The 15,498-nt window shown below is 64.8% G+C and carries 14 protein-coding genes; 6 read left to right on the forward strand and 8 right to left on the reverse strand.

Annotated elements, in window-relative coordinates; translation table 11 throughout:
• Positions 1–81: 81 nt before the first annotated feature.
• The 4 genes from NOV72_RS14080 to NOV72_RS14095 all read right to left on the reverse strand — a co-directional run bounded on the left by NOV72_RS14080 (position 82) and on the right by NOV72_RS14095 (position 3,301).
• Positions 82–1,068: a sulfonate ABC transporter substrate-binding protein gene (locus tag NOV72_RS14080; RefSeq protein WP_106855212.1), complete on the reverse strand. Its 987-nt coding sequence runs from the start codon at positions 1,066–1,068 to the stop codon at positions 82–84.
• A 223-nt stretch (positions 1,069–1,291) separates the two neighbouring features.
• Positions 1,292–1,486 carry a hypothetical protein gene (locus tag NOV72_RS14085; protein ID WP_062255716.1) on the reverse strand — a complete coding sequence of 65 codons (195 nt, stop codon included), beginning with the start codon at positions 1,484–1,486 and terminating at the stop codon, positions 1,292–1,294.
• A 176-nt stretch (positions 1,487–1,662) separates the two neighbouring features.
• A complete protein-coding gene (locus NOV72_RS14090; RefSeq protein ID WP_106855339.1) occupies positions 1,663–2,355 on the reverse strand; it encodes a CBS domain-containing protein in 693 nt (230 codons plus the stop codon).
• Positions 2,356–2,512: 157 nt separating this feature from the next.
• Positions 2,513–3,301, reverse strand: coding sequence for an alpha/beta hydrolase (locus NOV72_RS14095; protein WP_245933037.1), 789 nt, complete (start codon positions 3,299–3,301; stop codon positions 2,513–2,515).
• Positions 3,302–3,728: 427 nt separating this feature from the next.
• Between NOV72_RS14095 and NOV72_RS14100 the strand changes: the two genes are divergently transcribed.
• Positions 3,729–6,860: an acetoacetate--CoA ligase gene (locus NOV72_RS14100; protein WP_106855213.1), complete on the forward strand. Its 3,132-nt coding sequence runs from the start codon at positions 3,729–3,731 to the stop codon at positions 6,858–6,860.
• Between the two features lie 56 nt (positions 6,861–6,916).
• On the opposite strand, the gene murJ is transcribed toward NOV72_RS14100, so the two are convergent.
• Entirely contained in the window at positions 6,917–8,290 is a 1,374-nt protein-coding gene (gene murJ / locus NOV72_RS14105; protein WP_106855214.1) for a murein biosynthesis integral membrane protein MurJ, read from the reverse strand.
• A gap of 252 nt (positions 8,291–8,542) precedes the next feature.
• Here murJ and NOV72_RS14110 point away from each other — a divergent pair, with 252 nt between their 5' ends.
• Both NOV72_RS14110 and NOV72_RS32295 read left to right on the forward strand, forming a co-directional pair.
• On the forward strand, positions 8,543–9,598 hold the full coding sequence (locus tag NOV72_RS14110; RefSeq protein ID WP_245933038.1) for a glycoside hydrolase family 55 protein: 1,056 nt from the start codon (positions 8,543–8,545) through the stop codon (positions 9,596–9,598).
• 102 nt (positions 9,599–9,700) lie between these two features.
• Positions 9,701–10,009, forward strand: coding sequence for a hypothetical protein (locus NOV72_RS32295; protein ID WP_106855216.1), 309 nt, complete (start codon positions 9,701–9,703; stop codon positions 10,007–10,009).
• A gap of 42 nt (positions 10,010–10,051) precedes the next feature.
• Here NOV72_RS32295 and NOV72_RS14120 read toward each other — a convergent pair whose 3' ends face one another.
• On the reverse strand, positions 10,052–10,570 hold the full coding sequence (locus NOV72_RS14120; protein WP_106855217.1) for an OmpA family protein: 519 nt from the start codon (positions 10,568–10,570) through the stop codon (positions 10,052–10,054).
• 340 nt (positions 10,571–10,910) lie between these two features.
• Here NOV72_RS14120 and NOV72_RS14125 point away from each other — a divergent pair, with 340 nt between their 5' ends.
• From NOV72_RS14125 to NOV72_RS14135, 3 genes are all read left to right on the forward strand, one after another.
• Positions 10,911–11,933 (forward strand): SGNH/GDSL hydrolase family protein, encoded by a 1,023-nt coding sequence (locus tag NOV72_RS14125; protein ID WP_106855218.1) that lies wholly within the window; start codon positions 10,911–10,913, stop codon positions 11,931–11,933.
• A gap of 78 nt (positions 11,934–12,011) precedes the next feature.
• Positions 12,012–12,629 (forward strand): dihydrofolate reductase family protein, encoded by a 618-nt coding sequence (locus NOV72_RS14130; RefSeq protein WP_106855219.1) that lies wholly within the window; start codon positions 12,012–12,014, stop codon positions 12,627–12,629.
• A gap of 66 nt (positions 12,630–12,695) precedes the next feature.
• On the forward strand, positions 12,696–13,478 hold the full coding sequence (locus NOV72_RS14135) for a bestrophin-like domain (protein WP_106855220.1): 783 nt from the start codon (positions 12,696–12,698) through the stop codon (positions 13,476–13,478).
• Here the strand turns inward: NOV72_RS14135 and NOV72_RS14140 are convergent.
• Both NOV72_RS14140 and NOV72_RS14145 read right to left on the reverse strand, forming a co-directional pair.
• Positions 13,459–14,112: a GNAT family N-acetyltransferase gene (locus NOV72_RS14140; protein WP_245933039.1), complete on the reverse strand. Its 654-nt coding sequence runs from the start codon at positions 14,110–14,112 to the stop codon at positions 13,459–13,461. The two genes, NOV72_RS14135 and NOV72_RS14140, sit on opposite strands and share 20 nt — an antisense overlap.
• Positions 14,113–14,153: 41 nt before the next feature.
• Positions 14,154–15,482, reverse strand: coding sequence for an aminotransferase class I/II-fold pyridoxal phosphate-dependent enzyme (locus tag NOV72_RS14145; protein ID WP_106855222.1), 1,329 nt, complete (start codon positions 15,480–15,482; stop codon positions 14,154–14,156).
• Positions 15,483–15,498 lie beyond the last annotated feature (16 nt).

Raw genomic sequence — 15,498 nt, forward strand, 5'->3', positions numbered from 1 at the left:
GAGTCTGACGACGCGTCGCGCGCAGCCGAACCCTCGATTCGCGCAAACGATGTGCGTGATCGTGCTGACGCGGAAACGCGCTCAGGCGACGTTCCAGCGCGCCTCGGTCACGTCGAGCTTCCTGGGAATCAGCTTGAGCCCGGTGAAGGTATCGGCGATCTGCTGCTGATAGGCGAGCGTGGCCGGCTCGATCGCCTGCACGCCGTACGACGTGCGCCTGAGCGCGGTTTCGAGGATGCCGGTATCGAGCCCGACGAGCGGCGACAGTTGCGCGGCCACGGCCGGCACGTTGTCGCGCGCCCAGCGATCGATTTGATCGAGTTCGTCGAGCACCGCGCGCACGAGTTGCGGCTGCGCCGTGGCGATCTTGCGCGTCGCGAGGTAGTACTGCACGTTGCGCACGAGGCCGCTCGCGTCGGTGAGCTGGCGCGCGCTGGCCTGCTTCTCGACGGCGGCGAGATACGGGTCCCAGATCGCCCATGCATCGATGCTGCCTTGAACGAAGGCGGCGCGCGCATCGGCGGGCGCGAGATAGACGGGCTGGATGTCGGACCAGGCGAGGTTCGCCTTTCTGAGCGCTTCGACGAGCAGAAAATGAACGTTCGATCCCCGGTTCAGCGCGACTTTCTTGCCGCGCAATTCGGCGACCGAATGGAGTGCCGAATCCTTCGGCACGACGATGGCCTCGGCGCGCGGCGCGGGCGGCTCGTGTCCGATATAGACGAAGTCGACACCCGCCGCCTGGGCGAAGATCGGCGGCGTTTCACCGACGGTGCCGATATCCACCGCGCCCGCGTTGAGTCCTTCGAGCAGTTGCGGCCCGGCGGCAAATTCGAGCCATTGCACGGCGATGCCTTGCGCCGCGAGACGTTTCTCGAGCGAGCCGCGCGCCTTGAGCACCACGAAATTGCCATACTTCTGATAGCCGATGCGCAGCGTCTTCGGCGCATCGGCCGCCTGCGCGACGCGTCCGGCGAGTGCCCCCGACAGCCCCGCACCGAGCGCGGCGAGCGTGAAAAGCGTGCGGCGGCGCGCGGGAATGAAGGACGTGTTCTTCCGGTCGGACATGCGTGGATCCTCGTTTGTGAATCGGCATCTCTACCGATGCCTGTTTCGAGGATGCTATCAACGCGAGGCTTTGCGGCTAAGCGAGAAATCGTGCTATCGATATCGTTTGGCCTGGACGTTTCTCATCACGCATATCGATATGCGCCCGGTATGACTTGGCGCGCGCGGCGTTACGCGACGAGGCGGAACTCGTCGCCGCGAACAACGAACGGCCAGCGTCGATTCAATGCAGACGCCGCACCGCACGCAGCAGGAGATCGCCGTTTTCGGTAATGCGAGGCAGCCGGGCGCCGCTCACGAGTTGCTCCATCGCGATGAGTTGGCGTTCGAGCAGCGTGTCCAGTTCGTGCCGGTCGCCGATCTGGTCGGCGGCGTCCTTGACTAGCATGAGGGTTGCAAATTCGTGTGCGCTGAGCATACCTGTCTCCCGATCGTTCGAATGACTATGGAGGTCAGCGTCAGGACGCATGACCCGGGGGTACCTCGGGCCGCGAAAAGCAGCGGGCTTTGATAGTAGGACGGGCTTCGCATCCGGGGCAATACGGGTCGTCCCGGATATTGGGAGTTTGAAAACCGGCGCAACGGAGCGGCGTGTCAGAGCCCCGGCATGACCGGATACGGAATCGTGTGGTCTTCGACCCGTTTCACGCCCGGAATGCTTTCCGATGCAATGCGCATGGCATCGAGTTGATCTCGCGACCACACCGTGCCCCACAGATGCACGACGCCGTCGCGCACGACGATATTGCGCCCCGGGAACGCCCAGCCTCGTCCGGTGAGATCGCCCATCAGCATCGCGCGGATGTCGGCGTCGCTTGCGAGCGCGTTCGGCGAGGGTTCCACGGCGAGCGCCGACGCCAGCGCCTGCACGAGATTCGAACGGCTGACGATGCCGACGAGACGGCCGTCGCGCAGCACGGGCACGCGCTTGATGTGACGGCTTTCGAGCACCGCGGCGATATCGGCGAGCGAGGTTTCCTCGTTCACGCAGATCGGCTCGCGGCTCATGATCTCGCCGACCGTCGACGCATGCGACTTGATGTAATCGGCCGCGCCGTCGGAGCCGAGCATGTCGAGCCACCACGAGCGGCGGCTGCGCTTCTCGGTGCCGATTTCTTCCCGGTGAAGCAGATCGCCCTCGCTGATCATGCCGACGACCTGCCCTTCCTCATCGACGACGGGCGCGGCGCTGATGCGGTGCTGCACGAGCAATCGCGCGAGTTCATGCACCTTGGTGTCGGGCGAGACGGAAACGACGGGGGAAGTCATTACATCGCGTGCTTGCATCATGTGCTCCGAAAGTCGATTGATGAGACCGTGCGAGCATGCGCGCGTCTTGACTCGCGCAAGCCCAGGATCACTTTAAGGATCGCCGTGCTTTTACGGTTGACCTGCATCAATCATTTCGCTGGAGCGCGCATGCGGCCGACGGACGCGGCCCGGCTCAATGTGCGGCGATGAACGCGGTGACATCGGCGAGAACGGGCGAGTCCTTGCGCCGCGCCGCCGAGAACGACTTGACGATCGTATCGTGGCCGTAGCCCGGATACTTCTTCAGCACGACGGTGTCGTGATGCGCGCGCAGCGCCTCGGCGAAACGATCGCTGTTGCGCGGATCGACATCGGTATCCGCGGTGCCCGCGGCAAGCAGCATCGGCGGCTCGTCGCCCGAAACGAACGCGATGGGCAACGCGGCCGCGCGCGACGCCGCCGGAAAGATCTCGTCCATATGCGGATCGCTCGTCGGGATGGCGGCGTACGGACCCGCGAGTCCGATCATCCCCGACAGCGACGTGTTCGCGATGCCTTTCGCCGCCAGATAGCGCGGATCGGTCGCGAGCATCGCGGCCATGTGCGCGCCGGAAGAATGGCCCATCAGGAAGATGCGCTGCGGATCGCCGCCGAACTCGCGTGCGTGATCGCGCGTCCAGCGCACGGCTGCGGCGGGGTCATCGAGAAAGTCCGGAAACACGGCTTCCGGATAGATGCGGTAATCCGGCGCGACCGTCACGATGCCGTGCGCGGCGAGCGCCTCGGCTATGTCGCGCGAGTCCGACCGATGCCCGCTTTGCCAGCCGCCGCCGTAGAAATACACGACCACCGGCAGATTCGCGCGATTGCGTGATTTGGGCGCGTAGACGTCGAGCCGCTCGCGAGGCAACTTGCCATACGCGACGCCATCCACGCGTTCGCTGTCGTGATCGAGCGCGCGCGCCGCGACCACCCCGCCCACGCATGCCGCCAGTGCGAGGGTAATGAATTTTCTTCGTGCCGGAAAATGCATGTCGCCATGGAGTCTCTTCTTGCCAGCCGTCATTAAACAATGCGCCGCCGCAAATGTCCGTACGCAAGTTATCGAAAGGCATTTGCAAGGATATAGTTCGTTCTCCCATCGGTTGGATCGCGGTTGCATGAAGTCAAGTGTCATTCATACCGATTCCCGACGCGTGCCTTCAACCAGCCGACGACTTTTGTTCCTCTCCGCACATTGCGACGCAATCTGGCTGGATACGCTTCATCGTCGATGACGTCGGTCCGTCCGGAATCGGACCTCGAAAAGATAGAGAGCGCCCAAGGCGCCGCACACAATTCAAAGACTCAAAAAAAAGAAGGCAAGCCGACGGGACCCGGTATTGCCATAACCGCTGAGGGAGCTTTTCATGGATCGTTCGGAACCGCCCAACGAGGCGAGAGCACGTCTGCCGATTTTCGACCACGAACCCGTTCGCACCGCGCAGTCGCAGATGACTGCGTTCACCGCGGCGCTGCAAGCACAGACGGGTCGGCCATTCACACACTACGACGAGTTACACGATTTCTCGGTCAGGGAATATCGCGATTTCTGGAAATGCTTCATGCAATCGAAGCATGGACCGAAATGGTCGGGGGAAGCCGAGCCTGTATGCGTCGGCGACATCTGCGAGCACGCGCGCTTCTTTCCCAACGTGACGCTGAACTACGCGGAGAATCTGCTCGACTTCGCCATCGCCCCCGAAGACGCGCCCGCGCTCACCGCCTGCCACGCCGATGGCCGCCGCGTGCATCTGACGCGCGGCGAGTTGCGCGCGCGCGTGGCTCGCCTCGCCGATGCGCTCACGCAGCTAGGCCTGCGCGAAGGCGACCGCGTCGCGGGCGTGATGCGCAACGACGCCGACGCCATCGTCACCGCGCTTGCCGTGACCGCGATCGGCGCGACGCTGTCGACCGCCGCGCCGGAGATGGGCATCGAAACGCTGCTCGACCGCTTCACGCAGCTCGAACCGCGCTTCCTGTTCGCGCATATCGCGGCAAAGCCGTTCGACACCGGCACGCCGCTCGCGCGGAAAATGGCGTTGCTCGCCGACGCGCTGCCATCGCTTGCGGGCATCGTCTGCATCGACGGCGATCCGTCGGCCGTGCGCGGCGCGGCGCCCGTCAACACGCTCGACGCGCTGCTCGCGGCCGGCGATCCGCGCCGCGTCGAATGGAAGCGCTTCAACTTCAATCATCCGCTGTTCGTGATGTTCTCGTCGGGCACGACCGGCAAGCCGAAGTGCATCGTGCACGGCACGGGCGGCAGTCTGATCGAGCATCTGAAGGAGCATCGGCTGCACTGCGACTTGCGGCCGGGCGACCGCCTGTACTTCCACACCAGTTGCGCGTGGATGATGTGGAACTGGCAATTGTCGGCGCTCGCGTCGGGCGTCGAGATCGTGACTTACGACGGCCCGATCGCATCGGTCGATACCTTGTGGCGCCTTGTCGCGGAAGAGCGCGTCAACGTGTTCGGCACGAGTCCCGCGTACCTGAAGATGTGCGAGGACGCGGGGCTCGTGCCGTCGCGTGAGTTCGACCTGAGCGCGCTTCACGCGATGATGTCGACCGGCGCGATCCTCTTCGACGCGCAATTCGAATGGGTCCGCGACAACGTGAAGCCGCTGCGGCTCCAGTCGATTTCCGGCGGAACCGATATTCTCGGCTGCTTCGTGCTCGGCAATCCGAATCTGCCCGTGTACGCGGGCGAAGCGCAGTGCAAGAGCCTCGCATTCGATGTCCAGGCGTGGCGCGACGGCGCGCGCGCGCAGGGCGTCGGGGAACTGGTGTGCGTGAATCCGTTCCCGTCGCGCCCGCTCGGGTTCCTTAACGACCCGGAAGGCGAACGCTTTCACAAGGCGTATTTCAGCGCGAATGCCGGCGTATGGACGCACGGCGACCAGATCGAGTTTCCGCCGGAAGGCACCGCGCGCCTGCATGGGCGCAGCGACGGCGTGCTCGTCGTGCGCGGCATCAACGTCGGGCCGGGCGAGATCTACGGCGTGCTGAACGATATTCCCGAGATACGCGAGGGCATCGTCGTTCAGCAGCGCATGCGCGATGCCGCCAGCGCCGATGGTCCGGGCAATCCCATCGGCGAGCGTCTCGTGCTGCTCGTCACGCTCAAGCCGGGCGCGCGGCTCAACGGGGCGCTGATCGCGCGGATCCGGCGCGATCTCGTGCGCCGCACGTCCGCCGCGCATGTGCCGGACGTGATCGCGGCCGTCGACGATCTGCCGGTGACGCATAGCGGCAAGCTCACGGAAGCCGCGGTGCGCAACGCGGTCAACGGACTCGACGTGACCAACGCCGCCGCGCTGCGCAATCCCGCCTCGCTCGACGCGATCCGCTTGCATCCGGCCTTGCAGCCGCATTCTGCCGAAGCGCCGCAGACCTTTGCGACGCGCGAGGAACTGGAACGGCTGCTGCAAACGAAATGGGAGCGGTTGTTCGCCTTCGCGCCGATCGGACGCGACGACAACTTCTTCGAGCTAGGCGGACATTCGCTGCTGGCGGCGCGGCTGCTCGCGGAACTTCAGCCGGTCATCGGACGGCCGATTCCGCTTGCGACCATGCTGCGCGCACCGACCATCGCGAAGCTCGCCGACGTGATCGACAACGGTGCGCTGCCGCAGTCGTCGGAAGTGCTGGTGCCGATGCGCGAAGGCGATGGCGCGCCGCTCTTCTTCGTGCACAGCGTGACGGGATCGGTGCTCGAATGCACGCGGCTCATCGGCAGTCTGCGCAAGCCGCGCCCGGTGTATGGGCTGCAAGCGGTCGGGCTCGACGGTGAAACGCCGCCGCAGCGCCGCGTCGAGGACATGGCGAAAACTTACGTCGACGAGATTCGCAAGGTTCAGCCCAACGGGCCGTATGCGCTCGCGGGTTTCTCGTTCGGCGGGCTGATCGCGCTCGAAATCGCGCAGCAGTTGCTCGGCGCGGGCGAACAGACGGAATACGTGTGTCTGCTCGATACCTACGTGCAGGAACGCTGGCTGCCGTGGCTCGCGCTGCTCGAATTCAGACGCGACTATGTGAGCCGGCTGTTCAAGACGCTCTCGGGCATGTCGCCGAAAGCGCGCGTGGGTTTCGCCACGGCCAAGTTCCACGCGGCCATGAAAAAGGTGTCGATGCGCCTCGGACGCGTGCCGCAGGCGCAACCCGCACCCGCCGCCGATCCCATGCCGCCGGTGTTGCGGCGCATGCGCGACACGTGCCGCACGGCGATGAACAACTATCGGCCGAAGCCGTACACGGGCGGACGGATCGTCTACGTGCGCGCCGCCTTGCGCGACGAAGACCGAGGCGATCCGCTGCCGCTGTATCGCAAGATCGCGCGCGGCGGGCTGACGGTCGCGGAAGTGCCGGGCAACCATGCGGGCGTCATCGAAGAGCCGGGCGTCTATGCCGCCGCCGCCGCGCTCGATCGAGACTACGGCGTGGAGAATGAGTCGGAAGTGCAGCGCCGCAGTCACGGCGTGATGGTGCGGGGCACGTAGAAGCAGTCACCGGATCGTCAGCCGTTCGCGGATGCGAAGCGGCTGACGTTCCCGGTTCAGCGATGACCGCGCTCGCCGGTGCCAACGTAAGGCGGCGCGAAGCGGGTCCAGAAGAGATAGCAGGCCAGCACGCTGGCCGCGCCCACACCGGTGCCGAGCGGCACGCCCAGCGGTCCGAAAAAGCGAATCAGCACCGCATTGGCGGCCAGCTTCGTCGCGAAGCCGAGCACAGAAATGACCGTGATCGCCTTGTAGCGTGCTTCGCTCGCGAACAACTGGATCAGCACGCACATGCCGAACGAGAACGGTATCTGCGAAAGCCCGAAGCGAAAGAGGCTCGTGACCGCTATCGTGTCCTCGCTCGTGAATGCGCCCTTCTGAAAGAACAGCTTGATCGCATACGGCGCGAGCATGTAGGCGATCACGGAGCCGACCAGACCCACGGCCAGCATCACGAACGACCATTTGATCGCCGTGCTGCGCGCCCGCGCATGATCGCCGCGATGCAGGATTTCCGAAAGAATCGGCAGCGTCGCCCGGCTGATGGCGATCGCGCCCATGCTCACGAGCAGCGAGAGCAGCCGGTTCGCATAGCCGAGCGTCGCGATGGCGCCATCGCCCATATGCGCCATGAAATACTGATCGACGGGAAGCCACAGATTCGCGACCACCGAGCCGATCAGCAGCATGCCCATCGAGCGCGTCATTCCCGGCCACTCCTTCGCCCGCAGCGACAGACGCGGACGCGCGGGCACGGCATCGGCGCGCTTCGCGAGGATGCGCAGCCAGGCGGCCTGGATCACGATGCCGATCGTCGTGCCCACGATGAGCGGCGTGATCGACGTGTTGTCGCGCGCGCTCAGCACGAACACGAGCAGCGCGATCGCCGGAACGCATTCCAGCAGCGTGTTGATGTGCTTTTCCGAAGCCTGCAGCCGCGCCGCCGAAATGCAGATGGTGAAAGCCAGCACGCCGACCGGCGTCATGCCGACGACCATCTGGCGGCACATTTCGCGCGTCGATTCGGCGAGGCTTCCCGAGAAAAAGCCCACCATGTGCGGCCAGAAAAAATAGAGCAGCAACGAAACCACGATGCCGATGGCGAGGCCGGCTGCTTCGAGTTCGCCGAGAAGCTGGTTCTGGCGGGCCTTGTCGTTTCTGAGCGCGACGAGCGCGGGAACGAGCAGCACGCTCAACTGGTTCGTGATCGTCGCGGGCAGCCAGGTGACGAGCGTGAGCGCGAGCTGATAGGCATCGACGGTGCCGCTGACGCCGTAGCGATAAGCGATCGCCATTTCCTTCGATGCGCCGATGAACTTCCCGGCGAGCACGAATAGCAGCAGGACGAAGGCGCTCCTCGCGATGCGCTTGTGATCCTGATGAACGCCAAGCAGACGCTCCCTTAGCGATTGCACTGTTGCGGTCAGCACGCTTCCTCCGGCAAATTGACCCGATCCGCGCAGGACCGGCTGGCCGCTTGCGCACCGAGGGAGCGTGCATCAAACGCGGCGGGCGGACTGTTCGCCACGCCACCGGCGCGCGCCGATGCGGTGTTGCGCGGACATTCGCGCGCCCGCCTTGTGCGCTACCGGGCAGAAGTCCACGACCATAACGTGCGAGAGTTGCGGCTGCGCGACGGCTTACCGGGGCCCCGTCATCGTGAAAACCAAGGCGTGCATGGGATGTCAATGAAGAAATCGATCGTGGCTGGCGCGATGTTGATCGTCGTTTCCCTGCTTGTCATCAACGCACCCGGCGTGACGAGGCATTTTCAGACGGTTTCCGCTGCCTGGGACGATGGCCGTATTCTGGATCGCCTTACGTTGCACAATCTCATGCGCTGGTGGCGGCAGTTCCGAGACGAACGCGACAGCGGCGCGCATCGCGCGAGCCTCACGAATTCGCCGGTTCCGGCGACGGCGAGCTGCCCGGAGACTTCCTTCACGCCGCCCAGGCTGGTCGATCCGCGCAGCCCGAAGGCGTTCGGCGCGGCCGGCAACGGCAAGACCGACGACACTAAGGCGTTCCAGGCGGCGGTCGATGCCGGCGACGTGCTCGTGCCCGCCGGCACGTATCTGCTCAATCACACGGTCGTCATCACGGCCAGTCACCGGCACATCCAGTGCGAGCCCGGCGCGACGCTCAAGAAGACCGTGCGCGCGGACAGCAACATGTTCAACTTCGAGGGTCCGTCGACGGGGAACAGTCTGGTCGGCTGCAACTTCGTGGGCGCGAACCCGACGCGCGTGCGCGATTGGGACCATCCCGGTCACTACGATATCCCGGTGCAGACCAACGGCGCGGTGGACAACTTCACGCTCGCGGGCAACAGCTTCCGCGACTTCTACGGCCAGTCGATGTTCCAGACCGAAGGGCAAGGCGGCGGCACCGGCGCGGTTCTGGTGTTCAACTCGTTCGCCAACTGCCCGCTTTACGGCGTCGCGCTGGTGGGTTCGGTCAAGGGACGCATTGCCTACAATCTCGCCGACAACTGCCGCATGGGCCCCGAGAACAACGATGCCACGCAGGACACCGGCGGCAACGTCCTCGAATGCAATCGCATGATCAACGGCGGCAATATCACGGGCGGATCCAATGGCGAGGGCGGCGTGGACTATAGCGGGAATGTCGTGCGCCATAACATTCTCGACGGCGGGTATATGCAGGTCAGCCCGCCGGAGCATGGCAAGCCGGCGAAGTACATCGACAACACCTGCAACGACTGCGGGACCGAGTAAGCGCGTTACTCCGCCGTCCTCATTCTTCGCTCATTCTCGACGTCCAGAATCCTTCTCAACCGATGCGTGATGACGCCGCACCGCGTTTCCAGGAGAAGGATCATGAAAAAGATCGGTTATGTCGCGGTTGCCACCGTGTTGGGTCTCGGACTCGTGGGCAGCGCTCAGGCGCATGTGTTCGTCGGGATGAACGTGGGAATGCCGATTGTGCCTGTCGCGCCCGTCGTGGCCGTCGCGCCGTACGCGCCTGTGGTTCCGGTCGCGCCTTTTGCGCCGGTGCCGGTTTATGCGCCGCCCGTCGCTTATTACGCACCGCCCGCCCCGGTGTATGCGCCGTCTGTCGCGGTCGGGTATTGGGGCGGGCGGCCGGGGTGGGGGTATCGGCATTATGCGGCGGGCTATTGGAGATAGCCGGCCAGGTTTCAGCCCGCTATCTCCGGCGCTCGCCTTGCGTCAATTCCGCTTTGCCGGCGTGCCCATGATCGCGTCGAGCGACTCGCCGATCACCACGATTTCCGTGCGACGGTTCTTCGCCCGGCCTTCCGGCGTGTCGTTGCTCGCTGCGGGCCGGTCATAGGCGAAACCCTTCGTGGTGACGCGCGACGATGCGATGCCGCGCTCTTCCAGCGCGCCCGCAACCGCCCGCGCACGCTCCTGGGACAGCGCCTGGTTGTAGTCGTGCGTACCGGTGTTGTCGGTGTGCCCTTCGACGATCACGGACTTCTTGCTGCGCTTGAGCAGCACGGCGGCGCGCTGGATCGCGGGTGCGGAATCGCTGCGCAGACCGGATTTGTCGAAGTCGAAGAGCACGCGGTCGGGCAGACGCACCTGCACGCCTTCGGCGGTTTGCGTCACTTCGATGCCCACTTGCTGATTGAGGGCGATCTCCTTGTCGCGATCGGGCACGGTGCCGCAAGCTGCCAGAAGGGATACCGAAAGCGCGCACGCGGTGAGAGAAAGAAACTGCTTCATGTTGCTTCCTGCTGTGGTGAAGGGTTGAGATTCGACACGGCTCGGTTCGAGCGCAATCCGCCGACGCCGGGACACGCCGCGTCGCAGACCTGGGCTTCGCGCCTTCCTGTGCGAGCCGGTTCCCTTGTACCTGAATCGTTACAGGATCTGTGTCTTTCCATTGCGGCGTCGGAATCGGGAAGCTTTCGTGCTCGGGACGCAAGGACGCCATCGCGGTGTCCGTCGAGCCACGGCGCATCTTTCTTGCTTGCCGATGATCGAGACCGCGACCTCACACGCGGCCAACGACGACCACCATCGAGGGCAAACGCGCCCCCGCCAAGGCTGGCACGGAGGAGCGATGCGCCATTTCCCGAATACACACGGCATGCGCCGTGCAATTTCTGCCGTGCTGATTGCACTGCTTGCCGCATGCGGCGGTGGAAGCGACTCGGACGGAAGCAGTTCGTCGATGCCTGCGGGCGGCGTCAAGTTGCAGGTCGTGGCGTTCGGCGACAGCCTGTCGGACGTCGGGACATACGCGCCGATCGCGAGCGCGGTCAACGGCGGACGCTTCACGACGAATCCCGGACAGGTCTGGACGCAGGACGTCGCGCAGTATTACGGCGACACGCTCACCGCGGCGTTCACCATCGACCTCGGACACGAACTGAAGCCGCAAAGCGGATTGGGTTACGCGCAAGGCGGCTCGACGGTCGCCACGCCGGCCGATCAAAATCAGTTCCTCACCGACGTGATCGGCGACGTCGAGATGCCCGTCAATCAGCAGATCGCGAGCTATCTGTCGTCGCACGGCAGTTTCAATGCGAGCCAGCTCGTGCTCGTCTGGGCCGGCGCCAACGACGTGCTTCGCGCCGGAAGTCCGCCCGCCGCGAACGCGACCGTGCAGACCGCCGCGACCACGCTCGCGCAACTCGTCGCGAAGATCGTGCAGAGCGGAGGCGCGCATGTCGTCGTGGTCAACGTGCCGAACATCGGACTTTCGCCCGATGGCATCCAGTCGTCCGATGGCGGCGCCAACTTCACGCAACTGTCGCAGCTCTTCAATGCGACGCTGACCTCCGCTTTGCAAACCAGCGGTCTGCAAGGCAAGGTGATCGTGATCGACGCCTACACGTGGACGACGCAGACCATCGGTAACTATCAGGCCAATGGATTCGCCGTCTCGAACACGGGGCAGGCCTGCGATCCGTCGAAGACACCGCGCGACACGTCGCTGCTCTGCTCACCGGCGACGTATGTCGCGTCGAACGCGGACCAGACTTACATGTTCGCCGACGATCTCCATCCGACGACGCGCATGCACGCGCTTTTCGCGCAATATGTCGAGCAGCAGATCGCGGCGAGCGGACTGGGGCACTGATCGGCTGCCCGGCAAAGCGGGCCTGCACGGTTCGTCGTGGAAAGGTATCGGTCGTGTTCATCGACATGGAGAACGTCTATGCGCAAGCTCATCGTTTCCGCGTTCATCAGTCTGGATGGCGTCATTCAGGCACCCGGCGGACCGACTGAAGATACGAGCGGCGACTTCCGCCTCGGCGGCTGGATCGTGCCTTATGCCGACGAAGCCATAGGCCAGCACGTGCAGAGCCTGCTCGCGCAGCCATTCGATCTGCTGCTCGGGCGCTGCACTTACGACATCTTCGCGTCGTACTGGCCGCGCGTTCCGCCCGATTCGCCGAGCCGCGCCATTGCCGACGTGTTCGACGGTGTCGCCAAGCACGTCGCCACTCATCGGCCCGATGATCTCGACTGGCAGAACAGTCACGCGCTGCAAGGCGATCTCGCCGACGCGGTGCGCGCGCTCAAACACGACGACGGCGCCGACCTGCTGACCTTCGGAAGCGGCGACATGGTGCGTCAACTGCTCGCGGCCGGTCTTATCGACGAACTTTGCCTGCTGATCTATCCCGTCATGCTGGGACGCGGCAAGCGCATGTTGAGCGACGACGCCAGCGTGTCCGCCTTCACGCTGGCGCATTCGACGCCGACGCCCGCCGGCGTGCTCATCACGCGCTACATCCGCGACGGCGATGTACGCACGGGCACGTTCGAATGAGCATCCGCTGAAGCAACCGCACCTGTGCTTAAATGTGCGTTCCGTTCAGCCACGGAGCGCGTCCCGATGACGAGTACCTGGTTGCATGACCTTCCGTTATGGCAGATGACGCTCGTCGTGTTCGGCGCGGCCGGAATCGTGGGCGCGGGAATGCATTTCGTCGCCGGCTGGCTTGCCGCCGGCGCGCATCGGCGGTCGTTCGTGGCGCTATCGCCGGGGCTGCTTTCGCCAATCGGCGTCATCTTCGGCTTGCTTATCGCCTTCACTGCCGCGCAGGTCTGGAACGACACGGCGCAGGCCAACGCCGCCGTCGACACGGAAGCCGGCGCGCTTCGCTCCGTGGTCGTCCTTTCCGCGGTCTTTCCGGAAGACGCGCGGATGCAGTTGCGCAAGCTGATCCGCGAATACATCGAGTACACGGCGACGACCGAATGGAAATCGATGGCGCAAGGCGCCGTCACGCTGAAGATCAGCCCGCCCACGCTGAACAAGGCGATGCAGTTCGCGCTCTCGCTTCCGGCGAACACGCCCGGACAACAGACCGCGCAGCGACAGGTGGCGGTGTCTCTGGAGCAGGCGCTCGAAGCGCGTCGTCAGCGCATTCTGGTGAGCCGGTCCGAAGTCAGCGGCGTGAAATGGCTATGCCTGAGTTTTCTCGCCGCGTGCCTCGTGTTGGCCATCGCGCTGATTCATTGCGAAAACCGGATGACGTCCGCCATCGCGATCGCGCTGTTTTGCGCGTGTGTTGCAACGGCCATGTTGTTGATCCTTTCACACGACCGGCCATTCTCTGGAGCGATCGCGGTGTCGCCGGAACCGCTGTGGCAGGTCATTCCCGAGGATCAGTGATTTCATCGGGCCGGCAATCGCGCGACATGCGTATCGAATAAAGCTCGGCCGGCAGTCGCCTGGATCGCGGGCGGCGCGCGGCAACGTTCGCAACGAATCCGAGCCGTTCGTAAAGCGCCCGCGCCGCTTCGTTTTCGACGAGCACATCGAGCACAATACGGCGATCCGCATCTTCCGCCCGCAAGTCGGAGGTCGTGACATGCCGAAAGAGCGCGGTGAAAATGCCCTGTCCGCGCATCGGCTCGGCCACGGCGCAATGCGCCATCAGAATCTGATCGTGCGAGGGCTTCGGCAACTCCGTCTCGAGCAAGAGACCTCTGGCGAGCATATGCGCCGCGCCCCACGCGCCGAAGTGACGCGCGAGCATCCAGACCAGACTCGGGCCGTCCCATCGCATGCTGCGTCCATCGTGCAACGCGAGCACACCGGTCACCGCGCCGTATTCATCGATGGCCACCCGATGCCGCCGCCACGAAAAGCGCCCTGCTCGCGAGCGAAACGCCGCTTCGAGAAACTCAATGCAACGCTCACGCGCAACGCCGAGGAAATATAGAAACTCGCGTTCACCCGACGCAAAGACGAGCGGCGCGCATTGATGCGCATCGTCGGGGCGCGCGGCGCGCACGCTCACCATAAGCTTTCGTTCGACATCGGCGTGCGCTTCGCGCAATACGATCATCGCCGGGCCACGCGCTTGAGCGTGTCGATCGTGTGGTCGATCTGCTCCGGTTCATGCGTGCTGCAAATGAAAAAGCGCAAACGGGCCGCGCGTTCTTCCACGGCCGGATAGAAGATCGGCTGCACGTTGATGCCTTCTTCGAAGAGGTCGTTCGCCCATTGCGCGGCTTTCAGCGAGCTGCCCGCGATGATCGGCACCACTGCGTATCCCGCGCTCGTTCCCGTGTCGAAGCCCGCCTCGCGCGCCGCGTTCAGAAACTGCTGGCCGCGCGCGCGTAGCGTTGCGACGCGCTCAGGCGCGGCGAGCATCTGCTGCAAGGCCGCGAGCGACCCGGCGGCGAGCGCGGGCGCAAGACCGACGCTATACAGAAAGCCAGGCGCGAAATGCCGCAGGATATCCACGAGCGGCTGAGATCCGGCGATAAAACCGCCGCAGCCCGCGAGCGTCTTGCTCATCGTGCCCATCCAGATATCGACGTCATCGTGATTCACGCCCGCGTGCTCGCGAATGCCCGCGCCGCGCGCGCCCAGCACGCCCAGCGAATGCGCCTCATCGACCATCAGAAAGAAGCGGTGACGGCGGCGCAGCTCGACGAAGCGCGCCAGGTCCGGCACGTCGCCGTCCATGCTGTAAAGGCCTTCGATCGCGACGAGCACATTCCGGTATTCGTGGCGTGCGCGCGCAAGAATCTCGTCGAGCGCGGCCCAGTCGTTATGCGGAAAACTCAGTCGCTTCGCGCCGCTCGACTGCGCGCCCTGCACGATGCTGTTGTGCGCGAGCGCGTCGTGAAGGATCAGATCGCCTTGACTGAACAACGCGCCGATCGTGGTCACGTTGGTCGCGTGGCCGCTCACGAACGCGACGCAATCGTCGGTTCCGTAGAGCGACGCGAGCGCGCGCTCCAGTTCGCGCTGTATCGGACGCTCGCCCGCCACCATCCGGCTCGCCGACGCCGACGTGCCGTAGCGGTCGATGGCCGCCTTGGCATGCGCGGCGACGACCGGGTCCGACGCCATGCCGAGATAGTTGTAGTTGGCATAGTTGATGTACTCGCGGCCTTCGATCGTCGTCGTCGCGCCCGCCATGCCTTCATGCACGCGAAAGAAGGGCGAACGAAGCTGCAACGCGTCGCCCGCGCGCCGTATCAGATCGACCTGCTGATAAAGCGGCATGGCTTCGAAGCCCGCGCGCGCGTTCCACTCGCCGCCGTCTCCCGCGCGGCCCGGCTGTCGCGCGCCCTCGCCGGCTTCTTTCGATACGCGTTCGAGTTGCCGCTTCAACGCGGCGGCGGCAAGCTGCTGCCGGATCTGGCCTTGCAATCCCATGCTGCACCGTCCTCTG

This window comes from Caballeronia novacaledonica (genome assembly GCF_900258035.1).
In the GTDB taxonomy this organism is placed as follows: Bacteria; Pseudomonadota; Gammaproteobacteria; order Burkholderiales; family Burkholderiaceae; genus Caballeronia; species Caballeronia novacaledonica.